22 protein-coding genes are annotated in these 23448 nt (G+C 69.3%); 19 read left to right on the top strand and 3 right to left on the bottom strand.

The genetic code is table 11. The features are described from left to right. Positions 1–27: 27 nt before the first annotated feature. From BLT19_RS14720 to BLT19_RS14660, 12 genes are all read left to right on the top strand, one after another. Complete coding sequence (locus BLT19_RS14720; protein ID WP_091491743.1) at positions 28–483, top strand: hypothetical protein; 456 nt, start codon at positions 28–30, stop codon at positions 481–483. Further along, entirely contained in the window at positions 480–1439 is a 960-nt protein-coding gene (locus BLT19_RS14715; protein WP_091491741.1) for a bifunctional riboflavin kinase/FAD synthetase, read from the top strand. Before BLT19_RS14720 ends, BLT19_RS14715 begins: the two co-directional genes overlap by 4 nt. Next, positions 1436–2191, top strand: a complete 756-nt coding sequence (locus tag BLT19_RS14710; protein WP_091491739.1) for a hypothetical protein — start codon at positions 1436–1438, stop codon at positions 2189–2191. Before BLT19_RS14715 ends, BLT19_RS14710 begins: the two co-directional genes overlap by 4 nt. A gap of 21 nt (positions 2192–2212) precedes the next feature. Further along, the gene (locus BLT19_RS14705) at positions 2213–2593 is read left to right on the top strand and encodes a hypothetical protein (RefSeq protein WP_091491737.1); all 381 of its coding nucleotides are present in this window, start codon (positions 2213–2215) and stop codon (positions 2591–2593) included. Positions 2594–2639: 46 nt separating this feature from the next. Next, positions 2640–3647, top strand: a complete 1008-nt coding sequence (gene deoC / locus BLT19_RS14700) for a deoxyribose-phosphate aldolase (RefSeq protein WP_091491735.1) — start codon at positions 2640–2642, stop codon at positions 3645–3647. Positions 3648–3681: 34 nt separating this feature from the next. Next, the gene (locus BLT19_RS14695) at positions 3682–5178 is read left to right on the top strand and encodes an aldehyde dehydrogenase family protein (RefSeq protein ID WP_091491732.1); all 1497 of its coding nucleotides are present in this window, start codon (positions 3682–3684) and stop codon (positions 5176–5178) included. Then, positions 5175–6035: an aldehyde dehydrogenase family protein gene (locus tag BLT19_RS14690; protein WP_091491730.1), complete on the top strand. Its 861-nt coding sequence runs from the start codon at positions 5175–5177 to the stop codon at positions 6033–6035. Before BLT19_RS14695 ends, BLT19_RS14690 begins: the two co-directional genes overlap by 4 nt. A gap of 91 nt (positions 6036–6126) precedes the next feature. Continuing rightward, the gene (locus BLT19_RS14685) at positions 6127–7026 is read left to right on the top strand and encodes a glycerophosphodiester phosphodiesterase (RefSeq protein ID WP_091491727.1); all 900 of its coding nucleotides are present in this window, start codon (positions 6127–6129) and stop codon (positions 7024–7026) included. A gap of 35 nt (positions 7027–7061) precedes the next feature. Further along, the gene (locus BLT19_RS14680) at positions 7062–7712 is read left to right on the top strand and encodes a hypothetical protein (RefSeq protein WP_157681868.1); all 651 of its coding nucleotides are present in this window, start codon (positions 7062–7064) and stop codon (positions 7710–7712) included. A gap of 201 nt (positions 7713–7913) precedes the next feature. Continuing rightward, positions 7914–10061, top strand: coding sequence for a DEAD/DEAH box helicase (locus BLT19_RS14670; protein WP_091491721.1), 2148 nt, complete (start codon positions 7914–7916; stop codon positions 10059–10061). Positions 10062–10162: 101 nt separating this feature from the next. Next, on the top strand, positions 10163–11191 hold the full coding sequence (locus tag BLT19_RS14665) for a 6-phosphofructokinase (protein ID WP_091491718.1): 1029 nt from the start codon (positions 10163–10165) through the stop codon (positions 11189–11191). A 217-nt stretch (positions 11192–11408) separates the two neighbouring features. Next, a complete protein-coding gene (locus BLT19_RS14660) occupies positions 11409–12269 on the top strand; it encodes a type IV toxin-antitoxin system AbiEi family antitoxin domain-containing protein (protein ID WP_091491716.1) in 861 nt (286 codons plus the stop codon). A gap of 133 nt (positions 12270–12402) precedes the next feature. On the opposite strand, the gene BLT19_RS14655 is transcribed toward BLT19_RS14660, so the two are convergent. Next, positions 12403–14520 (bottom strand): S9 family peptidase, encoded by a 2118-nt coding sequence (locus tag BLT19_RS14655; protein ID WP_091491714.1) that lies wholly within the window; start codon positions 14518–14520, stop codon positions 12403–12405. Between the two features lie 43 nt (positions 14521–14563). Next, positions 14564–16189 carry an MFS transporter gene (locus BLT19_RS14650; RefSeq protein ID WP_091491713.1) on the bottom strand — a complete coding sequence of 542 codons (1626 nt, stop codon included), beginning with the start codon at positions 16187–16189 and terminating at the stop codon, positions 14564–14566. A 237-nt stretch (positions 16190–16426) separates the two neighbouring features. Here BLT19_RS14650 and BLT19_RS14645 point away from each other — a divergent pair, with 237 nt between their 5' ends. From BLT19_RS14645 to BLT19_RS14615, 7 genes are all read left to right on the top strand, one after another. Further along, positions 16427–17656 (top strand): inorganic phosphate transporter, encoded by a 1230-nt coding sequence (locus BLT19_RS14645; protein ID WP_091491712.1) that lies wholly within the window; start codon positions 16427–16429, stop codon positions 17654–17656. After that, positions 17653–17985, top strand: coding sequence for a peptidase (locus tag BLT19_RS14640; protein ID WP_091491711.1), 333 nt, complete (start codon positions 17653–17655; stop codon positions 17983–17985). The genes BLT19_RS14645 and BLT19_RS14640 overlap by 4 nt, the downstream gene beginning before the upstream one ends. Before the next feature lie 32 nt (positions 17986–18017). Continuing rightward, on the top strand, positions 18018–18929 hold the full coding sequence (locus BLT19_RS14635) for a phosphodiesterase (protein ID WP_091491710.1): 912 nt from the start codon (positions 18018–18020) through the stop codon (positions 18927–18929). A gap of 51 nt (positions 18930–18980) precedes the next feature. Then, on the top strand, positions 18981–19364 hold the full coding sequence (locus BLT19_RS14630; RefSeq protein ID WP_091491709.1) for a MerR family transcriptional regulator: 384 nt from the start codon (positions 18981–18983) through the stop codon (positions 19362–19364). Beyond that, positions 19361–20338, top strand: coding sequence for an aldo/keto reductase (locus BLT19_RS14625; protein ID WP_091491708.1), 978 nt, complete (start codon positions 19361–19363; stop codon positions 20336–20338). Before BLT19_RS14630 ends, BLT19_RS14625 begins: the two co-directional genes overlap by 4 nt. Positions 20339–20480: 142 nt before the next feature. After that, positions 20481–21965 carry an aspartate ammonia-lyase gene (locus tag BLT19_RS14620; protein ID WP_091491707.1) on the top strand — a complete coding sequence of 495 codons (1485 nt, stop codon included), beginning with the start codon at positions 20481–20483 and terminating at the stop codon, positions 21963–21965. A 71-nt stretch (positions 21966–22036) separates the two neighbouring features. Further along, positions 22037–22507, top strand: coding sequence for a hypothetical protein (locus BLT19_RS14615; protein ID WP_091491705.1), 471 nt, complete (start codon positions 22037–22039; stop codon positions 22505–22507). 63 nt (positions 22508–22570) lie between these two features. On the opposite strand, the gene BLT19_RS14610 is transcribed toward BLT19_RS14615, so the two are convergent. Continuing rightward, positions 22571–23446 carry a fumarylacetoacetate hydrolase family protein gene (locus tag BLT19_RS14610; protein WP_091491703.1) on the bottom strand — a complete coding sequence of 292 codons (876 nt, stop codon included), beginning with the start codon at positions 23444–23446 and terminating at the stop codon, positions 22571–22573. Positions 23447–23448: the final 2 nt, after the last annotated feature.

Here is a 23448-nt window from a genome sequence, read left to right as displayed (position 1 = left end):
CGGCATCCGGCCTATCATTGACGAGCTATGTCGACTCCTTCCCGCACACGGATGACCGGTATCGGACGTGTCCTCGTCGTCGTCTACGCGATCATGGCCCTGGCCGCCACCGGGCGCTCGTTCGTGCAGATCGCGCAGCGGTTCGACGAGGCTCCCCTGGCCTACACGCTCTCCGCGCTGAGCGCCGTGGTGTACATCATCGCCACGCTCGCCCTCGTCTTCGCCGGGTCGAAGGGCTGGTACCTCACGGCCTGGATCGCGATCTGCTTCGAACTGGCCGGCGTGCTGATCATCGGGACACTGAGCCTGGTCCTGCCCGACCTGTTCGCCCACCCGACCGTCTGGTCGTGGTTCGGCATGGGGTACCTGTTCGTTCCGCTCGTCCTGCCGTTCTTCGGCATCTGGTGGCTGATGACCCACCGGCCAGCCGATGCGGGTGCGGGAACCACCGCCGTGCGGGCCGAGAGAACCGTGGCCCCGTGATCGTCTTCCGCGACCCCGCGGAGATCCCCGCCGGGTTCGGGCCCTCGGTCGTGGCCATCGGCAAGTTCGACGGCGTGCATTCCGGTCACCGGGCCGTCATCGACCGCGCCCGTGTCGAGGCTGCGACGGGCCGAGCGCGCGTCGTCGCCGTCACGTTCGACCGCAACCCCCTCGCTGTCCTCCGCCCCGAGATCTGCCCGGTGAGCCTGATCGGCGTGACCCAGAAGCTGCAGCTGCTCGCCGAGACGGGCATCGACGCGACGCTGATGCTCCACTTCGACGAAGCGCTCGCCGATCTGACCGCGCGGGAATTCGTCCAGCACGTCCTGGTCGAAGCGCTCGGTGCGCGCATCGTGCTGGTCGGCGGCGATTTCCGGTTCGGCCGCGGCGGCGCAGGCAACCCGGAGGTCCTGCGCGAGCTGGGTACGGAATTCGGCTTCGACGTGGACGTCATCGATGATGTCCGTGCGATCGAGGCGGGTCGCCGGGTGTCCTCCACCTGGATCAGAGAACTGCTCACCGCGGGCGATGTGAGCGCGGCGGCGAAACTCCTCGGCCGACCCGCCTCCGTGTGGGGCGAGGTCGTGCACGGACTCAAGCGCGGCCGCGAGCTGGGCTTCCCAACGGCGAACCTCTCACCCCAGCTCGAGGGCTTCGTCCCCGCCGACGGCGTCTACGCCGGCTGGCTCATCGACGAGGGATCCGCCGACGGACTGCGCTCGGGGGTGCGATACTCGGCGGCCATCTCGGTCGGCCTGAATCCCACGTTCGACGACATCGAGGTGCGCCAGGTGGAGGCGTACGTCCTGGACGAGACCGATCTCGACCTGTACGGGCACCGCGTCGAGATCCAGTTCGTGGACCGCATCCGCGGGATGGTCGCCTTCGAGGGCGTCGAGCGGCTGATCGAGCAGATGTCCGACGACGTGCGCAGCGTGCGGAGGGCCCTCACATGACGACCGAGCGGACGGCGCCGAGGCGACCGGTGCGGATGTTCCGACGCGTGGTGGTCACCGTCATCATCGCCTCGTTCGGGTTGGCGGCGCTGGGCGGCATCATCGTGCTGCTGGGCGGCTCGCTCGGCCCTGAGGCCGGACGAGTGGTGGGAACCACGGCCGTCGTCGGGGCGTTCAGCGTCGCGGTCCTGTGCTGCGCGGCGCTGGTCGGGAGGCGGGCGCAGATCTTCGGGATGATCGGCGCGGCGATCGCCGTCCTCGCGGCCATCGGCGTGGTCTGGATGACCTGGTACGACGGCGACTACGGGGATCTGTGGGTCGCCCTCTCGCGTCTCGTGTGGACGGGCGTCGCGCTGTCGGCGGCGTTCGCATTCGCCTCGCTTCTGCTGCTCCTGGCGGATCGGCAACAGGCCGTCGTGCGGATCGGACTCGGGGTCACGCTGCTGCTGTTCGCGGTCGTCCTGGCCATGACCGTGTACGTCATCTGGTGGTCCGACACGATCGAGGGCGACGCGTTCGGACGATTCCTCGGAGTCTTCGCGATCCTCGCCGCGCTCGGCGCGGTCATCGTGCCGGTGATCTCGCTGCTGCTTCGCGCTCCTCGGCCGCGAGCGAGCCTGTCGGACGCCTCAAGCGCGCGCCTGGAGGCCGAAGCCGCCCGCCGAGGGATGACGCCCGACGCATTCGTGGAGCTCCTGCTGGCGCCTCGCGGTACGCCCGTCACCGGGAACGATCCCGTAGACCCTGCGTGAGGCAGCGCCTACGATCGAGGCGTGGATGCCGCATCGCTGATCCTCCTCGCCGACGCCGCGGTGTCGGCCAAGCCGGTGAACCTCTGGGGTGCGCTGGGCTGCGCGGTCGCCTACTCCGCGGCGCTCCTCGCGACCCTCGACGCGTTCGCCGACCTCATCCTTGCCAGGGACGACGCCCCTGCCGGTGGGCTGACCCCCGGGGTAGGCTTGAAGTTCGGATCGAAGCTGGCCGCCGCCGCGATCGCGGTGATCTCGGCGGGCCTCGTGCTGGCGCTGGACTCGAACTGGTTCGCGTTCACCGCCTTGACGATCGCCTTCGCGGTGGTCGTCGGAATCGGCGTGATCGTGCTCCTGCGCCACCAGCGGATGGCCGAGCGAAGGAATCCACGCGCGAGCGAGTGAGCTTCCGGCTCACCCGATCCACACATCGAAGCAGAGAGGGAGAGCGATGAGCCGAACCGAGGTGCAGACGCTGCCCGAACGCGCCGTCGAGCTGCTGGGCGGGCAGCCCGACGACACCACCCTGCGGCGCTACCTGCACGGGCTGCCCGGCGTGGACGCCGTCGGCCTCGAGCAGCGGGCAGCGGCGCTCGGCACGCGTTCGATCAAGACCACCTCCAAGGCCTGGGCCCTGGACAAGATCATCGAACTCATCGACCTCACGACGCTGGAGGGCGCGGACACCCCGGGGAAGGTGCGCTCGCTGGTTGCCAAGGCGCTGATCCCGGATGCCGCCGACCCGACCTGCCCACGGGTGGCGGCGGTCTGCGTGTACGGCGACATGGTGCCCTTCGCGGTCCTGGCCCTCGGCGACGCGCACGGCGACCCGGATGCCGGGCTCGTCTCCGTCGCGGCGGTGGCCACCGCCTTCCCGAGCGGCCGCGCGTCGCTGGAGATCAAGCTGGCCGACACCGCGGAGGCGGTCGCTGCAGGTGCCGACGAGATCGACATGGTGATCGACCGCGGCGCCTTCCTGGCCGGCCGGTACGGGCTGGTGTTCGACCAGATCGCCCGCGTCAAGCAGGCGTGCCGTCGGGCGGACGGGACCTCCGCCTCGCTCAAGGTGATCCTGGAGACCGGCGAGCTGACCACGTACGACAACATCAAACGGGCGTCATGGCTCGCGATCCTCGCCGGCGGCGACTTCATCAAGACCTCGACCGGCAAGGTGCAGCCTGCGGCAACCCTGCCGACGACGCTGCTGATGCTCGAGGTGGTCCGGGACTGGTACCGCGCGACCGGCGAGAAGATCGGGGTAAAGCCGGCCGGTGGCATCCGCACCTCGAAGGATGCGATCAAGTATCTCGTCACCGTCGCCGAGACGGTGGGCGAGGAGTGGCTGCAGCCCCACCTGTTCCGCTACGGCGCATCGAGCCTGCTGAACGACGTGCTGCTGCAGCGGCAGAAGCTGCGCTCGGGTCATTACTCCGGCGCCGACTACGTGACCATTGACTGATGCTTCGACAGGCTCAGCAACCGAAGGAGCACAGATGAGCTTTCTCGAATACGCACCCGCGCCCGAGTCGCGGAGCATCCTGCGTCTGCGGGACTCGTACGGACTGTTCATCGACGGCGACTTCGTCGAGGGCACCGGTGAGAGCTTCGCCACGATCTCTCCCGCCGACGAGTCGCACATCGCGACCATCTCCGCCGCGAGCGAGGCCGATGTCGACCGCGCCGTGACTGCGGCTCGCCGCGCCTACGATCGCAGCTGGTCGCGGATGTCCGGCCGCGATCGCGGCAAGTACCTGTTCCGCATCGCGCGCCTCGTTCAGGAACGCGCCCGCGAACTGGCGGTCGCCGAGAGCCTCGACAACGGCAAGCCCATCAAGGAGAGCCGCGACGTGGACGTGCCGCTGGTGGCCGCCTGGTTCTTCTACTACGCCGGCTGGGCGGACAAGCTCGACTACGCCGGCCTCGGCGCCGCACCGCGTGCCCTCGGCGTCGCCGGGCAGGTCATCCCGTGGAACTTCCCCCTGCTCATGCTGGCCTGGAAGATCGCACCCGCCCTCGCGGCGGGCAACACGGTGGTTCTCAAGCCGGCCGAGACCACGCCCCTGTCCGCTCTCATCTTCGCCGAGATCCTGCAGCAGGCCGACCTCCCACCCGGGGTGGTCAACATCGTCACCGGCGCGGGGCCGACCGGCGCCGCCCTCGTCTCGCACCCCGGCATCGACAAGGTCGCCTTCACCGGATCGACGGGGGTCGGTCGTGCGATCGCGAAGGAGGTCGCGGGTTCCGGGAAGAAGCTGACCCTGGAGCTCGGCGGCAAGGCCGCCAACATCGTGTTCGATGACGCGCCGATCGATCAGGCGATCGAGGGCATCGTCAACGGCATCTTCTTCAACCAGGGGCACGTGTGCTGCGCAGGCAGCCGGTTGCTGGTGCAGGAGAACATCCACGACGAGGTCGTCGACCGCCTCAAGGAACGTCTCTCCACGTTGCGGCTGGGCGACCCGCTCGACAAGAACAGCGACATCGGCGCGATCAACTCCCGGGCCCAGCTGGACCGCATCCGCGCGCTGTCGAAGATCGGGGAGGAAGAGGGGGCCGAGCGCTGGAGCGCCGACTGCGTCATCCCCGAGAACGGCTTCTGGTTCGCGCCCACGATCTTCACGAACGTGCAGGCCAGTCACCGCATCGCGAGGGACGAGATCTTCGGCCCGGTGCTGTCGGTGCTCACCTTCCGCACCCCGGCCGAAGCGATCGCCAAGGCGAACAACACCCCCTACGGGCTCTCCGCCGGCATCTGGAGCGACAAGGGCAGCCGCATCCTCGCTGTCGCGGACAAGCTGCGGGCGGGCGTGGTCTGGGCGAACACGTTCAACCGGTTCGACCCGGCCTCGCCGTTCGGCGGGTACAAGGAATCCGGCTACGGCCGTGAGGGCGGCCGCCACGGGCTGGCGGCGTACCTGGCATCCGCCGCATCCGCTCCGGCTCTGTCCGCGCGCACTCCGCGCGCCTCGCGAAAGGCGGTGGCGAAGTGACCCGCCTCGCAGTCCCCAAGACGTACAAGCTCTACATCGGCGGTGCGTTCCCGCGCAGCGAGTCCGGACGCACGTATGAGGTGTCGGCCGTCAAGGGCGGTTTCGTCGCGAACGTCGCCCAGGCCTCCCGCAAGGACGCCCGCGATGCCGTCGTCGCGGCGCGCGGTGCGGTGAAGGGGTGGTCCGCGGCGACGGCGTACAACCGCGGTCAGGTCCTCTACCGGATCGCCGAGCTGCTGGAAGGACGCCGAGCTCAGTTCATCGAGGAGATCACCACCCTCGAGGGTGCGAGCGCGGCGGTCGCCGGTGCGCAGGTCGACGAGGCCATCGACCGATGGATCTGGTACGCGGGCTGGACGGACAAGCACGCGCAGGTCGCCGGCAATGCCAACCCCGTGGCCGGCCCCTACTTCAACATCTCGGTGCCCGAGCCGACCGGCGTCGTGGCGGTGATCGCACCGCAGGACTCGTCACTGCTGGGACTCGTCTCGGCGATCGCGCCGCCACTGGTCACCGGGAACACGGTGGTGGTCGTCGCCAGCCAGTCCCTGCCCCTCTCCGCGATCAGCCTCGCCGAGGTGCTGGCCACCTCGGACGTGCCGGGGGGAGTCGTCAACGTCTTGACCGGCTCGCCTGCGGAGATCGCACCGTGGCTCGCCTCGCACGCCGACGTGAACGCGCTGGACCTCGTCGGAGCGAGCGGACTGGACTGGATCGATCTGCAGATCGCCGCGGCCGACACCCTCAAGCGCGTGCTGCCGCCGGAGGAGGGTGCGGATGCCGCGGCTCCGTCGCTCGAGCGGATCAGCGCGTTCACCGAGACCAAGACGGTGTGGCACACCAAGAGCATGATCTGACACCGCGCGGTTCGGTAACGAATGCGTAACGGCGCATGTATGGTGGATCCACACGTCGAGGACGACGTGGGTTTCCCGGAGGACATGCCCGATGCCCGACCCCTCGCCGGCCGATCGCTCGCCCGATCGGCTGCATGCGCTGCTGATCGTCTGCGTGCTCGCCGCGGCGAGCATCGTCATCGCCTTCGTGGGTGCCACGCCCGCGCGGGTGAGCGCGACCGAGCTGTGGGGCCAGACCCGCACGCCGGGTGACGAGGCGTTCATCGCCAGCCACCGTGGCGGCGGCGCGACGGCGCCGGAGAACACGCTGCCGGCGATCTCTGCGGCACTGGCGTCCGGATTCGACTACGTCGAGGTCGATGTCGCACTCACGCTCGACCGTCAGCCGGTCCTGATGCACGACACGACCGTCGATCGCACGACGGACGGCCACGGTCGGCTCGCAGAGCTCACGCTGGCCGAGGTCGCAGCGCTCGATGCCGGGGCGTGGTTCGACCCGTCGTTCGCGGGCACCCGGGTGCCGACGTTCGCGGAGTTCCTGGAGGTACTGGCCGATTCGGGGCATCGCGCGATCGTTGAGCTCAAGGGCCTCTGGGACGAGCCGGCGGTGGCGGCGCTCGTGGCGGACGTGACCTCGCGCGATCTGGAGCGCAGCGTCGCGATGGCCAGCTTCGATGCGCGCACGCTCGCCCTGGCGCGCTCTGCCTCGCCGGTGGTGTCCCGTCTCGTGATCGTCCGGCATCTGCCCGTCGATGTCGTGCGGGCGCTGCGCGAGACGGACGTCCGCGGCATCATCGTCGACCGCCGGGCGGTGCTGGAGCGGCCGGACGTCGTCTCCGAGTTGCACGCCGCGGGCATCAGGGTGGTCGTCCACACCCTCAACAGCGACAAGCAGTGGGACGAGGTGACCGCCCTCGGGGTGGACGGGATCGTCACCGACGATCCCGCCACGCTGTCCGAGTGGCAGCGTTCCGTCGCGGGCGAGAGGTAGGTTCGGGAGGTATCGATCCCGACCTCGGAGGTGTCGTGGCACCGGCATCCTTGCCCGTTCTCGTTCGCACGCGCGCAGCGGCGACGCTCGCCGCGCTGGCACTGCTGACCGTCGGCATCGTCGGCTGCCAACCCGAGCCGTCGGCGACCCCGTCGCCCACCGCGTCCGCCACCTCGACGCCGGGTCCGTCGACGGCGTCGCCGTCGCCGATCGAGAGCGAACTGCCCGACGCCTCGTTCTCACTGCCGACCTCGTGCGAGCAGCTCTACTCGCCGGCGATGCTGGCCTCGCTGAACGCGCAGAACCCGCCGATGAACGATCCCGGCGTGACCATGACCGCGTCGCAGAACGTCGCCGCCCTCGAACTGCTCGCCTCCGGCATCCCCACCATCCGATGCTCGTGGGGGCAGCCCAGCGAGACCGGACTCGCCACGAACGTCTCGGTGATCGACGCCGCCCAGTCGCAGGCGCTGCTGGACGCGCTCGCCGTGGCCGGCTTCGCCTGCGAGCCGCTCGCCGACGGCACCGTGTGCCGGACGGAGCAGACGGTCATCGATCAGGACGACGAGATGGTGACGATCGGCGAGGTGCACTACGTCCGCGGCGACGGGTGGGTGTCCACCGCCACGATCGATTTCTCGCCCGACGGCTATACCGAAGACATCGTCGCGACCCTCTGGGGCTGAGACGGGCCTTATTCGGCTAGACTGAACGGGAGGATCGTCATCGACATCGTCGCCGCAGCTCGCTGAAGCGAGTACCCGCTGCCGGAGAAGAAGACATCCGTTCCGCGCTCGTGACGGCCGCAAGCCGCCCGCGGAAGCACGCCCACCGCACCGGTCCGCCGGTACCCGCCGGAACACCCGGCACACACGCTCAGGAGGAGCATGCCGACCACGGCATCGACAGCGCAACGGCGCCGGAAGCCGTCCTCGTCGCGCCGCGACGACGAAGCGCCGATCATCCCCATCCTCGCCCGCAAGGTGCGCGAGGTGGAGGCCAAGGCCCAACGCGGGAAGCTCGGGCCGACGAACCGCGTCAAGTTCCAGGTGATCGCCTTCCTGGTGCGCGAAGAGCGCGCCCGTGTGAAGGCCGACAACGCGGTCACCGACGCCGCCCGTGCAGAGCTGCTCAAACGGCTCGACGGCGTCGCCACGATCCTCGCCAAGACCGCTGCGCGCGACACGTCGCTGATCCAGCTGCTCGAGGTCGATCAGGCCGCGTCTCCGGTCGCTCGGCGCATGCGTCGCGACTGGCTGCTCGAATCGGGCGCGGAGCTCGCCCCCGATGAGCTGATCATCACGGACACGAAGCCCACCGCCGCCACGGTGGTGCCGGCAGCGTTGGCCGAACGACAGGTGGTCCCGCCCACGATCGAGGCGCGGCAGATGGCCAACCCGTTCCTGGCTCCCGACCTGGCAGCGCACGCCCCGAAGGAGACGCCGCGGCGTCGCCTGGACGGCTGGGAGCTCATGGGCCCGCTGTACAAGGCCTTCGAGACCGGTGCCGGCGGCGCCAGCGCCTCGATGGACCTGCCGCCCGTGCCCGAGTTCGACCGTCTCTCGCCCAAGGGGCTGGAGATCATGGTGCACCAGTCCCGGTTCCTGGAAGCGGTTCGCGAGGGCCACCGCACGTTCCTCCTGGCCGATGAGCCGGGCCTGGGCAAGACGGCGGAGTCTGTGCTCGCGGCATCCGTCGCCGATGCCTACCCGTTGCTGGCCGTGGTGCCCAACGTCGTCAAGATGAACTGGGCACGCGAGGTCGAGCGGTGGACTCCGCAGCGGCGCGCGACCGTGATCTCGGGCGACGGTGAGGATGTCGACGCCTTCGCGGACGTCTTCATCGTCAACTACGAGATCCTCGACCGGCACCTGTCCTGGCTCAGCTCGATCGGGCTGAAGGGCATCGTCGTCGACGAGGCGCACTTCATCAAGAACCTCTCCTCGCAGCGCTCGCAGAACGTGCTGGCGCTCGGAGCGCGTATCCGCGAGCAGGTCCGCAACCCTCTGCTGCTCGCCCTGACCGGAACTCCGCTGATCAACGACGTCGAGGATTTCGACGCCATCTGGCGCTTCCTCGGCTGGACGACGGGCGAGAAGCCCGCCGCCGACCTCATGTCGCGCCTGGACGCGACCGGACTGACGCCGGCCGACAAGGCGTTCTACCCCGAGGCGCGGGACGCGGTGATCTCGATGGGGATCGTCCGCCGCAAGAAGAAGGACGTCGCCGCCGACCTGCCCGACAAGCTGATCGCCGATCTGCCCGTCGAGCTGGACGACGAGTTCGGCCGTTCGATCCGCGCCGCCGAGCGCGAGTTGGGATCGCGCCTGGCCGATCGCTACCGCCGCATCATCGACGCGCGCGGCGACCGTGGTCTCGCACCCGGCGAGGTGGACGCCGACATCGTCCGGCTGGTCGCGCAGAACGAGCTCGAAGAGTCCAAGGCCGCAGGCACCGGCTCGGAGAACGTCTTCACGATGGTCCGCAGGATCGGTCAGGCCAAGGCGCTGCTGGCCGCCGACTACGCCGTGCAGCTGCAGCGCTCGGTCGGCAAGGTCGTCTTCTTCGCGAAGCACATCGACGTGATGGATGCGGCGGAGGCCCACTTCGCCTCCGCCGGCCTCCGGACGGTGTCGCTGCGCGGCGATCAGACCACGACCGCCCGTCAGCAGGCGATCGACGACTTCAACAACGATCCGGGCGTCGGCATCGCGGTGTGCTCGCTCACGGCGGCGGGCGTCGGCGTGAACATGCAGGCCGCCTCCAACGTGGTGCTCGCCGAGCTGTCGTGGACGGCCGCCGAGCAGACGCAGGCGATCGACCGCGTGCACCGCATCGGCCAGGACGAGCCGGTCACCGCCTGGCGCATCATCGCCGCGCACACGATCGACACGAAGATCGCGGAGCTCATCGACTCGAAGCAGGGACTCGCCGCGCGGGCCTTGGACGGCGAGGCCGTCGACCCCCAGTCCAGCGATTCGGTGCAGCTCTCCGCGCTCATGCATCTGGTGCGTCAGGCGCTCGGCGCGGACTGACCCGGCGCGCTTCCGGGCCGGGTCGCTCGCGGGGTTCGGCGGCGGTAGTGTCGGATGCGGCACCGTCGCCGGCCCGAGTTCCCGACAGCAAGGACCACAGCATGAAGATCGGAATCCTCACCAGCGGCGGCGACTGCCCGGGTCTGAACGCCGTGATCCGAGGCGTCGTGCTGAAGGGCACGACGACGTACGATCTGGAATTCGTCGGCATCCGCGACGGCTGGCGCGGGGTCGTCGACGCCGACTTCTTCCCGCTGACCCGCCATGAGGTCAAGGGCCTGTCGAAGGTGGGCGGCACGATCCTCGGCACCTCGCGCACCAACCCGTACGAGGGACCCCGCGGCGGCGCGGAGAACATCTCCAAGACGCTCTACGGCCACCGCATCGACGGGATCGTCGCGATCGGCGGCGAGGGAACGCTGGCTGCTGCCGACCGGCTGGCCAAAGACGGCATCAACGTCATCGGCGTCCCCAAGACGATCGACAACGACCTGCGCGCCACCGACTACTCGTTCGGCTTCGACACCGCCGTGAACATCGCCACCGACGCGATGGATCGCCTCCGCACGACGGGCGACTCCCACCAGCGCTGCATGGTCGCCGAGGTCATGGGGCGCCACGTCGGGTGGATCGCCCTCCACGCCGGCATCGCCGCGGGCGCCCACGTGATCTGCATCCCCGAGGTGCCGCTCTCGATCGACGAGATCTGCGACCAGGTCACCCGTGCGCACGACCGGGGCCGCGCCCCGCTGGTGGTCGTCTCCGAGGGCTTCACCCTGACCGGCATGGACGAGGCCTTCAGCGACAAGGGTCTGGACGCCTTCAACCGCCCGCGCCTCGGCGGCATCAGCGAGGTGCTCGCACCCGAGATCGAGCGCCGCACCGGTATCGAGACCCGCGCCACCGTCCTCGGCCACATCCAGCGCGGCGGTTCGCCGTCCGCGTTCGACCGGGTGCTGGCCACCCGCCTCGGCCTGCACACCGCCGACGCGATCGTCGAGGGCGCCTGGGGCCAGATGGTCTCGCTCAAGGGCACCGACATCGTGCGGGTGCCCTTCGCCGAGGCGCTGGGCGAGCTCAACACCGTCCCGCTCTATCGCTACGAAGAGGCCGCCGCGCTCTTCGGCTGACGCGCGCGCCGGGCGCGGCATCCGCTTGTGTCCTGCTGTGCGCACAGGAGAACGCGCCGCGACAGGACGATCGCGCCGGAATTGTCCTGTCCTCGCCCGATCGCCTGCAGCGGCGTGGCGGGCGAGCCGATCCTCCACACGCGGTCGTCCGCCCGAGCTCTCCCCACTCCACGGATCCGATCGACCGCGGGCCGCGCGGCTCAGGCACCGTGGTGGCATGCGGACGGTTGATGATCTCATCGGATGGCTGGGATCCAGCGGCGGCATCGCCCGAACGGCGGATGCCATCGCCGCGGGCTTCACTCCGCACGCGATGCGCTCCGCTGTCGATCGCGGGTCGGTCGAACGCGTGCGGCGATCGTGGCTGGCCCTGCCGGGCTGCGCTCCGGATCTTCGCCGCGCGGCGGAGGCGGGCGGTCGGCTGACGTGCCTGACGCAGGCGCGGCGCCTTGGACTGTGGACACCCGAACACGCCGAACTGCATCTCGCAGTCGCCTCGACAGCGTCGCGTAACGCGGCTGAGGGGGTGCGACTGCACTGGTCGCAGGGTCCGTCACCGATCGCAGTGGGAGTGCTCGAGGATCCGATCGTGAACGTGCTCTCCCACGTCGCGCGCTGCGTCGCCGTTGACGAGGCGCTTCCCGTGTGGGAGTCGGCGATCCGCAGGAAGCTCGTGGCGGCTGAGGTCCTCGAGCGAGTCGAGTGGAAGAGCACGCCGGCGCGACGACTGGCGGAGATGGCCTCGACGCAGTCGGACTCCGGCATCGAGACGAGATTCCTGCTGCTGATGCGTTCGATCGGCGTCGCGGTCCGTCAGCAGGTCTGGATCGACGGGCACCCCGTCGACGGGCTGATCGGGGAGTGTCTCGCGGTGCAGCTGGACGGCTTCGAACATCACCGCGCGAAGGACCGACGTCGCGACCTGCGGGCGGATGCGCGGCTCGTTCTGCGCGGGTACAGCGTTCTGCGGTTCGACTACGTGCAGGTCATGTTCCAGCCGGACTCCGTGATCGGCATCATCTCGGCCGCGATCGCGCAGGGGCAACATCGGCGGCACGGCGGCAGGCGCCGCGCCTGAACGCAGGAGATCGCGCCGGGACAGGACGTTTTCACGAGGATGGTCCTGTTCCCGCCCGATCTCCTGTCCTGCGGTGGTGGGCTGCGGCGGGCCGAGCCAGGCGCCCGGCGCGCGGGGGCGGCGCGGCGGCGGGTCAGACCTCGGCCACGCCCAGCACGTCGAGCAGCCACGCCAGCTCGAAGGCGCGCTCGCGCCACGCGTTGTAGCGCCCGCTGACCCCGCCGTGCCCGGCGACCATCTCGCACTTCAGCAGTGCATCGGCGCCGACCTCGCGCAGGCGCGCGACCCACTTCGCCGGCTCGACGTACAGCACGCGAGTGTCGTTGAGCGAGGTGACGGCGAGGATCTTCGGGTACGGAGCATCCGTCCGCACGTTCTCGTAGGGCGAGTACGACTTCATGTAGGCGTAGACGTCGGCGTTGTGCAGCGGGTCGCCCCACTCGTCCCACTCGATGACGGTGAGCGGCAGCGACGGGTCGAGGATCGTGGTCAGCGCATCGACGAAGGGCACATCGGCCAGGATGCCGGCGAACAGCTCGGGGGCGAGGTTCGCCACGGCGCCCATGAGCAGCCCGCCCGCCGAACCGCCCTCGGCGACCATCCGGTCGGCGGTCGTGTACCCGGAGTCGATCAGGTGCAGCGCGCAGTCGACGAAGTCCGTGAACGTGTTGCGCTTGTGCAGCAGCTTCCCGTCCTCGTACCACTGCCTGCCCATCTCGCCGCCGCCGCGCACGTGGGCCACCGCGAAGATCACGCCGCGATCCAGCGCCGAGAGGCGCGCCACCGAGAAGCCCGGCTCGATCGAGTGCTCGTAGGAGCCGTAGCCGTACAGGTGCACCGGTCGCGGTGCGGCGCCGGCGTCGCCGAACGAGCGCTTCCAGACCAGCGAGATCGGGATCTGCGTTCCGTCCTGCGCGGTCGCCCAGACGCGTTCCTGCGCGTACTCCGACGGCTCGTAGCCGCCCAGCACGGGCTGCCGCTTGCGCAGGTGCAGCTCGGACGTGGCGACCTCGTAGTCGTAGACCGTGCCCGGGGTGACGAACGACCCGTAGCCGACGCGGATCAGCGGAGGCGCCCACTCCGGGTTGCCGCCGGCGCCGACCGAATACAGCGGCTCGTCGAATTCGAGCTCGCGGATCGTCCCATCGGCGTAGTCGAGCATCCCGAGACGCGCGAGGCCGCCGCTGCGGTAGCCGACGACGCCCCAGTCGCGGAAGGTCGAGACGCCGAGCAGTCGTTCGCCGGGCCGGTGCGGGAGCACGACCTCCCGAGGCCCGGAGGGGTCGGATGCCGCGACCCGCACGAGCTCGAAATCGAGGGCACCGTCGTTGTGCAGGATGTAGAGGACGTCCTCGCCGTCGATGACGGCGTGGTCCGAGTCGTATTCGATCCCTTCGGTGCGAGGCCACACGACGCGCGGCGTGGAGCGCAGGTCCGCGGCATCCACGATCCACTCCTCGGACGTGATCGATGACCCGACGCCGATCATCAGGTACTTGTCGCTGCGCGTGAAGCCCGCGCCGACCCAGAACCGCTCATCGGGCTCGTGGAACAGCCTCTCGTCAGCGCTGACGGCCGTGCCCAGCTCGTGCAGCCAGACGGTGTCGGGTCGCCAGGCGTCGTCGACGGTCGTGTACACGATGAACCGGCCGTCGGGGGAGAAGCCGGCACCGGCGAAGGTGTCCGGGATCTCGTCCGGCAGCGTCTCGCCCGTGACGAGATCGCGGACGCGGATCGTGTAGCGCTCGTCGCCGGCGACGTCGATGCCGAACAGCATCCGGTTGCCGTCATTGCTCACCTCGAAGCTGCCCAGCGAGAAGAACTCGTGCCCTTCGGCTTCGACGTTCCCGTCGAGCAGGATCTGCTCGCCGATCACATCCGCCGCGACCGACAGATCGGGCGGCGTCCAGTCGTCGGGCGAGGCCAGCGGTGCGCGGCACTGGATGCCGTACTGCTGCCCCTCGACGGTGCGGCCGTAGTACCACCAGTCGCCGCGGCGGGTCGGCACCGACAGGTCGGTCTCGAGCGTGCGGTCCTTGATCTCGGTGAAGATCTTCTCGCGAAGTCCGGCGAGGTGCGCGGTGCGCTGCTCGGTGTAGGCGTTCTCCGCCTCGAGGTGGGCCACGACGGCGGCATCCTCTTTGGCGCGGAACCACTCGTAGCCGTCCTCGACGTCGTCGCCGTGATGACTGCGGACGATGGGGGTCCGGGTGGCGACGGGAGGGGTGCGGGGTGCGGCGTCGGTACTCACCGTTCCACGGTAGTCGACCTCGTCGGGCGCGAGCCCCGACCGCTCAGCCCGGCGGCGCCGGACTGCGGGAGCTGTCGGGCTGGGCGGTCGGCAGCCGGTCGGGGATGCCGCGGGAGAGCATCAGCGACAGCAGTGCCAGCGCGATCAGCGCGAACAGCGCCGTCCGCAGGGACGAGAGCTGCGACTCGGTGTACGCCGCCTGAAGGGTGGCCGCCTCCGTGTCGCTGAGGCCCGCCTCGAGGGCGAGCTCGGGCACGCTCGCGGCCGGGATGATGGCGACTCCGCCCTGCGTGGCTTCGCTGACGGCGATGCGCGCCTTGTCGGACAGGTCCGCGGTGGCGATGCCGGAGGCGAATGACGTCGCCAGCGCCCCGATCAGGACCGAGCCGATCAGCGCCGTGCCCAGGGACGAGCCGAGGTTCTGGAACACACCCTGCAGGCCGCCCACTTCGCTGGTGTCATCGGCCGTGACCGCGGACATGTTCACGTTGCCCAGCTGCGACGCCAGAAGTCCCAGTGCCGCACCGGCGGAGAACATGCCCGCGCCGAACGCGATGCCGGTCAGCTCGGGGTCGATGGCGGCTAGCAGGACCACCGAGCCGGCGACGAGGATCCACTGACCCGTCAGCACGATCCGCCGGGGCGACCAGCGGCGGGACAGCCGTGTGCCGACGATGGAGAACAGGATCAGCGAGATGGAGAGCGGGAAGATGCGGATGCCGGTCTGCAGGGCGTCCAGCCCGAGCGTCATCTGCAGGTACACCGGGATCATGAAGAACAACCCGGCGGTGATCGCGTACTGTCCGCCGAGCACGCTCAGCCCGCTGCGCAGCTGTCGGATCGAGAGCAGCTCCACATGCACGAGGGGCTCGCGCCCCCGTGCGACCAGTCGGCGCTGCCGGGCGAAGAAGAGCCACAGCAACGCCGCGCCGGCGACCATGAGCCACGCGGACAGCGACACCCCGAGCGGCGCGATCGGTGTGCCGAACAGCTCGGGGGAGTGCAGCGGCACGATCCACCCCCAGGTCTTGCTCTGCAGCATGCCCGAAACGAGGGCGACGAGGCCGGCTGCCGAGAACACAACGCTGAGCAGGTCGATCCGGATGCTGCGGCGAGCCGAGGTCTCGCCGATCAGGCGTGCCGTGAGCACCACGCCGATCATGATGACGACCTCGCCGACGAAGACGTACCGCCAGCTGAGGTAGGTCGTCATGAAGCCGCCGATGAGGGGGCCGGCTGCCACGGCTGCGCCGGAGACGGCGCCGATGATCGCGAATGCCGTGATGCGGTCTCGGCCCGTGTAGTTGTCGGCGATGAGCGCGGCCACCGCGGGGATGACCAGCACCGCGCCCACACCCTCGATGACCGACCACCCGAGGAACAGGACGCCCATGTTCGGGCTGAGCGCCGTGATCAGCGAGCCCAGGCCGTAGACGAGCGACCCGATCACGAGCGCGCGCCGGCGCCCCCAGATGTCGCCGAGCTTCGCGCCCAGCAGCATGAACGCGGCCATCGTGAGCGTGTAGAACGTTATGGCCGTCTGCATCGCCGTGACGCTGCTGTCCAGATCGTCCACCACCGTCGAGATGGAGACGTTCATGACCGTGCCGTCCAGCACCATCACGAACTGGGCGGCGCCCAGGATGATCACGACGAGCCACTTCTTCATATCCACCTCGGATCGGTCGGCGGGCGTGCGCGCTCAGTCAATCCCCGAGCGCGCCGCTTCCGCGTCACCCTCGCAGGTCGAGATCGTCCTCGAGTTCGGCGGAGTTGACCGCGCGCGGAGGCGGTGTAAGGATTCTTTCTGGCCGGTTGCCGGTGCCTGAACAGTCAGTGAACTCTTCGTTCACGCGCCGATCCCGTCGGCACCTCCATTTCTTTCACTCCACACGGAAAGCAAAAGGTGGAAGCCGCAACCCTCATCGTCGTGCTGATCATCGTGCTGTCGCTGTTCTTCGATTTCACGAACGGGTTCCACGACACCGCCAACGCCATGGCCACCCCGATCGCGACGGGTGCACTCAAGCCGAAGGTGGCGGTGCTGCTGGCGGCGGTGCTGAATCTCTTCGGCGCGTTCCTGTCGACGGAGGTCTCCAAGACCATCTCGCACGGCATCATCCGCGAGGACCAGATCACGCCGCAGGTGTTCCTGCCGCTGATCTTCGCCGGTCTGATCGGCGCGATCACCTGGAACATGCTCACCTGGCTGCTCGGGCTGCCCTCGAGCTCCTCGCACGCGCTGTTCGGCGGGCTGATCGGCGCGACGATCGTCGGCGCGGGGTGGATGGCGATCGACTACGGCGTCGTGATCGGAAAGGTCATCCTGCCCGCAGTGCTGGCCCCGCTCACCGCGGGGATCATCGCGTTCGCGGCGACCAGGCTCGCATACGCGATGACACGCCGGTACGACGCCAAGCCCGACGGCCGTGCGGGGTTCCGGTGGGGGCAGATCTTCACCTCTTCGCTGGTCGCGCTCGCCCACGGCACCAACGACGCGCAGAAGACGATGGGCGTGATCACGCTGACCCTCATCGTGGCGGGCGTGCAGACCAGCGCGCACACCGAGCCGCAGCTCTGGGTGATCTTCGCCTGCGCCATCACCATCGCCCTCGGCACGTACATGGGCGGCTGGCGCATCATCCGCACCCTCGGCAAGGGTCTGACCGATGTGAAGCCCGCGCAGGGATTCTCGGCGGAGACCTCGACCGCCTCGACGATCCTCGCCTCCAGCGCGCTCGGCTTCGCGCTGTCCACCACTCAGGTGGCATCCGGCTCGGTGATCGGCTCGGGACTCGGTCGCCGCGGAGCGACGGTGCGCTGGAACACCGTCGGGCGCATCATGATCGGCTGGCTTCTGACACTGCCCGCTTCCGGCGCCGTCGGTGCGCTCGCCGCCGTGATGGTCGCCTGGCTCGGCGGCTGGGGCATCGTGGTGGACACCATCGTCGCGGTGGCCGTCATCCTCACCATCTTCCTGCTCTCCCGGCGCGATTCCGTCACAGCGGCCAATGCGATGAGCGAGGTCGCCGAGTCGGGCACGGCGGTGAAGGTGAAGCGCAATCCGCCTCCCACGCGGCGCCAGCGTGCACTGGCCCGCGCCGAGGAACGCCGACAGAAGGAGGAGTCGAAATGACACTCGACATCGACTGGCTCGCCTTCCTCCAGGTGTTCCTCGCCGCACTCGTGGCCTCGGTCCTGGTCGTGGGGTTCTACTCCCTCGGTCTGCGCCTTCTGGTCCGGGCGGGCCGGGTTCCGGTGGTCGCCCCGGCGGAGTTCACCGACGCGATCACCGTCATCTCCGCCAAGGACTCCCAGCGCGCCGCCAAAGCTGCGGCGAAATCGGCGAAGAAGAGTCCGCTGACCGCCGGTCAGCGCCAGGTGGCGGCGATCGGCGCGTACATCTCGTTCGGGATGTGCGGGCTCGCCGTCCTGGGGGGCCTCCTGCTGATCGTGCTCGGCTGAGCCGCGTCCGCGACCCTCGCTAGGGTGGAGGCATGGTCCCCGGATCCGTGCAGTTCGGCCAATACGCGCCGGCTCGGCGAACGATCGTGCACCTCAGCGACACCCACCTGCTGGCCGGCGACGTCCAGCTCGGCGGACGCTACGACACGGCGGCGAACCTGCGAAGGACGCTCGAGTCCGTCGAGGATCTCGGCATCCGGCCCGACGCGCTGGTGTTCACCGGTGACCTGACGGATCTCGGGGAGCCGGACGCGTACTCGTCACTCCGCGCGGCCGTCGAACCCGTCGCCGAGCGCCTGGGCGCGCCGATCGTCTGGGTCGCAGGCAATCACGACGAGCGGCCGGCCCTGCGTCGCGACCTGCTCGGGCTCGATGCCACCGAGGAGCCTGTCACGGGCGTATGGGATCTCGGCGGCCTTCGCATGATCGCGCTGGACACGACGGTTCCGGGCTGGCACCACGGCGATTTCGACGCCGGTCAGCTGCTGTGGCTGCGCGGCATCCTCGCCACCCCCGCTCCACTCGGGACCATCCTCGCGATGCACCACCCGCCGCTGCCGTCGCACCTGCCGCTGTTCGACATCCTGGAACTGCGCGACCAGGGGCGGCTGGCGGAGATCCTGGCGGGCAGCGACGTGCGCGCGATCCTCGCCGGCCATCTGCACTATTCCACGAGCGGCACCTTCGCCGGAATCCCCGTCAGCGTCTCGGCGGCGACCTGCTACACGATGGATCTGGCCCGTCCACCGGCCGAGGTCAACGGGATGGATGCCGGGCAGTCGTTCCACCTCGTGCACGTCTACGACGGCACTGTGACCTCCTCGGTGGTGCCGGTGGTCGATGCGGCCACCGGCGACTACTTCTCCGCAGCGTGGGTCGCCAGGATGGCCGCGCTCAGCCCGACCGAGCGTCTGGAGGCGTTCTCCCGCAAGCCCGGTCGGTGAAATCTGCGGATCGTTTGACTTCGAGCGCGCTCGAAGTCCTACCGTGGGCTCATGACCCTCATCTCCGTCGGCGTCGCCATCTCCGAGGCTGCAGCCGCCACCGGACTGTCCACCCACACCCTGCGCTACTACGAGCGCGCGGGCTTGATGCTCGATCCGATCGATCGGGCATCCTCGACCCACCGCCGCTACACCGAATCCGACATCGGGTGGGTGCAGTTCCTCACCCGCCTCCGCTCCACCGGCATGCCCATCGCGACCGTCCGCGAATACACCGATCTGGTCCGTCGTGGTGACGAGACGATCGACGCGCGCCGCGAGCTGCTGGTCCGCCACCGCATCGCGGTGCTCCGTCGGCTCGAGGAGACCACCGCGAGCCTGGCTGCCATCGACATCAAGATCGCCCTTTACGAGCAGAAAGCCACCTCAGCATGAAGCACATCACTCTCGGCGCCGCCGGACCCGTCATCGGCCGCATCGGCCTCGGACTCATGGGAATGAGCGCGTTCTACACCGGCGCCGCCCAGGACGACGAAGGCTCGATCCGAACGATCCACCGCGCGCTCGAACTCGGCGTCACCTTCCTGGACACCGCAGAGTTCTACGGCCCGTATCTGAACGAGGAGCTCCTCGCTCGCGCGATCGCGGGTCGGCGCGACGAAGTGGTGATCGCCACGAAGTTCGGCACGATCCTGCACCGCGGCGACGGGGAGCGCGGATTGGACGGCAGCCCGGCGAACGTGCGGCTCTCCGTCGAGGGGTCGCTCCAGCGCCTCGGAACCGACTACATCGACCTGTACTACCAGCACCGGATGGACCCGGGGACTCCGATCGAGGAGACGGTCGGCGCGCTCGCCGAGCTCATCGCCGAGGGGAAGATCCGGCACTACGGACTGTCGGAGGCGGCTCCCGCGACCATCCGCCGCGCCCACGCGGTGCACCCGGTGACCGCGGTGCAGACCGAGTACTCGCTCTGGAGCCGCGATCCCGAAGCGCAGATCCTGCCGACGGTCCGCGAACTGGGCATCGGGTTCGTGCCGTACTCGCCGCTCGGGCGCGGTTTCCTCACGGGAGCGATCCGTTCGCTCGATCAGCTGGACGACTCGGATTTCCGCAAGGCCAACCCGCGCTTCGCCGACGGCAACCTCGATGCGAATCTGGCGATCGTCGACCAGGTGACCGCTGTCGCCCGAGAGGTCGAGGCGACACCCGCGCAGGTCGCCCTCGCCTGGCTGCTGGCGCAGGGCGATGACATCGCCCCCATCCCGGGGACGCGCCGGATCGTCGCGTTGGAGGAGAACGTCGGCGCCGATGCTGTCCAGCTCACCGCGGACCAGCTCGCGACGCTGGACACGCTCGAGCCGGCAGCGGGCGATCGCTACGCCGACATGACGCCCCTCAACCGCTGATCTGGTGAGTCGCGGACTGTGCGCCACGGCGTACAGTCCGCGACTCGGGTTTGTCCACGGTGGAGGGATGCCGCGGGAGGACGCGCGAGTAGTGTCGAGGGATCCCCTCACCTCGCCGTGACCGACCCACAAGGACTCCCACATGGCTCTGGACGCAATGACGCGCACACGCACCGAAACCGATTCACTCGGATCCCTGGAGATCCCGGCCGACGCGTACTGGGGGATCCACACCGCCCGCGCGCTGGAGAACTTCCCGGTCAGCAAGCGGCCCATCTCGGTCTACAAGGACCTGGTTCGCGCGCTCGCGATGGTCAAGCAGGCATCGGCCCGTGCGAATCGGGAGATCGGCGCCCTGTCGGCCGAAAAGGCCGAGCTCATCGATCGCGCCTCGCAGCTGGTCATCGACGGCGAGTACCACGATCAGTTCATCGTCGGCGTCGTGCAGGGCGGCGCCGGCACCTCGACCAACATGAACGCGAACGAGGTCATCACCAACATCGCGCTCGAACTCGCCGGGCGCCCCAAGGGCGATTACGCGTTCCTCTCGCCCATCGACGACACCAACCGGAGCCAGTCGACCAACGACGTCTACCCGACCGCGGTCAAGGTCGGCCTGAGCCTGGACCTGTTGACCCTTCTGGACGAGCTCGACCTGCTGCGCAAGTCGTTCCTCGCGAAGGCGGTGGAGTTCCACGACATCCTCAAGGTGGGTCGAACCCAGCTGCAGGATGCCGTGCCCATGACGCTCGGCCAGGAATTCCATGGATTCGCCACGACGCTGGGCTACGACCATCAGCGCCTCACCGAGAACGCCTACCTGCTGTACGAGATCAACATGGGCGCGACGGCGATCGGCACCGGGATCACCGCTCACCCCACCTACGGTGCCGCGGTCCTGCGGCACCTGCGGGAGATCACGGGACTGGATCTCGCGATGGCCGACGATCTGGTCGAAGCGACCAGCGACACCGGGTCGTTCATGTCGTTCTCCTCGTCGCTCAAGCGCAACGCGATCAAGCTGTCGAAGATCTGCAACGACCTGCGCCTGCTCTCCTCCGGTCCGCAGGCGGGGTTCGGCGAGATCAACCTGCCGCCGCGGCAGGCAGGGTCCAGCATCATGCCCGGCAAGGTCAACCCCGTGATCCCCGAGGTGGTCAACCAGGTCGCCTTCGCCGTCGCCGGGGCCGACCTGACGGTCACCATGGCGGTGGAGGCCGGCCAGCTCCAGCTGAACGCGTTCGAGCCGATCATCGCCCACTCGATCTTCCAGTCGATCACCTGGATGCGCCGCGGGATGCACACGCTGCGCGTGAACTGCATCGACGGCATCACCGCCAACCGGGAGCGGCTCGGCGCGATGGTCGGCGCATCGGTGGGCGTCGTCACGGCGCTCACCCCGTTCATCGGCTACGCCGAATCCGCGGCCCTGGCCAAGACCGCCCTGTTGACCGGTCGCAACGTGGCGGACCTGGTCGTCGAGGCCGGGCTGATGTCGCGCGACGAGGTCCTCAAGCAGCTCTCACCGGCGCGCCTGTCCGGGCTGGAGGCGATCACGGCCGCGATCCCCATCGTGCAGGCGGCCGAGAACCTGGTCGTCGCCCGCGAGGACACCGACGACATCTGAGGCGGTTCCCGTTGCCGCCGGTCGCCGGTGGCCGCTAGCGTCGTGATCACGCCCTGACGAGAGGACTGATCGTGACCGATCCCCAGAACCCCGCCGCACCCGTACCGCCGCCCGCCTCGGGCGCACCCGTGCCGCCGCCCGCGTACGACGCTCCGCCCGCCGCGCCCGAGGCCTATCCGTCCGCGCCGCCGGCGCCCTACGGCGCCCCGGCCGCTCCCACGATCCCGGGCAAGACACTGGGCATCGTGGCCCTGATCGTCGCGATCTTCGCGAACGTGATCGGCCTGATCCTCGGCATCGTCGCCCTCGTGCAGAGCAAGAAGGCGGGCTACAAGAACGGCCCCGCCGTCGCCGCGATCATCGTCGGCGCCGTGCTGTTCGTGATCGGCATCATCGTCACGATCATCGTGGTCGGTGCGCTCGTGGCAGCCGGCGGATTCGCGAGCGAAGCCCTGCGCGCCTGCGAGGCTGTGGACTTCTCCGGCGTGGTCACCGTGCAGGGCGTCTCCGTGGACTGCTCGACGATCCAGACCACCCCCTGATCTGATCGACGTCGATGCGTGCCTCGCCGCCTCCGCGGCGAGGCACGCGTCGTTCGTGGCGGCTCAGCCGAGGATCCGGCAGTGCGTGGTGAGCGCGCCGATGCCGTCGATGCCGACCGTGACCGTCGAGCGGTCCCGCAGGAAGATCTGCGGATCGCGCGAATAGCCGGCGCCACCGGGGCTCCCGGTGGAGATCAGCGTGCCCGGCAGCAAGGTCGCCGCTCGCGACAGATGCGCGATCAGTGTCGCCACCGGACGCACCATCTGCGCGGTGGAGGCGTCCTGCAGCGTGTGGCCGTCCAGGACGGTCCAGATGTGCAGATGCTGCGGGTCGGGGATCTCGTCGGCGGTGACGACGAACGGGCCTGTCGGAGTGAAGCCGTCGAACGACTTGCACCGCGACCACTGCGCCTCGGAGTACTGGATGTCGCGCGCGGTGATGTCGTTGACCACGGTGTAGCCCCACACATGATCGAGCGCGTCTTCGGGGGAGACGTCCTTCGCCGGTGTGCCGATGATCACGCCGAGCTCCGCCTCGTAGTCGATGGACTCGCTGAGCGCGCGCGGCCACGATGTCGTCGCCTCGTGGGCGCTGAGCGAGTTGGGCCACAGGACGAAGACCGTCGGCGTGGAGTCGGTCTTCAGACCCAGCTCGCTCGAGTGCGCGGCGTAGTTCAGCCCGATCGCCAGGATGACGGGAGGAGTCAGCACGGCCGAGGCGAAAAAGAAGTCCGAGAGCGGATGCCACGACCGGGCGGCGTCGGACGTGTCGGAGGCATCCCGGACCCGCTGCAGGAGATCGTCGCCACCGGCGATCAGCTGTTCGAGCACGCGCGGAGCTCCGGCGAACAGCTCGTCGACGAACAGGGCGGACTCGTCGCGGACGAGGACCAGACGCGGCTCATCCGACCTCGCAGAGGTCACGTGGGCGAAGCGCATCC

Source organism: Microbacterium pygmaeum, from assembly GCF_900100885.1.
Classification (GTDB): Bacteria; Actinomycetota; Actinomycetes; order Actinomycetales; family Microbacteriaceae; genus Microbacterium; species Microbacterium pygmaeum.
The sequence above is the reverse complement of the archived record's forward strand: the minus strand, read 5'-3'. Positions and strand labels throughout refer to the sequence as shown.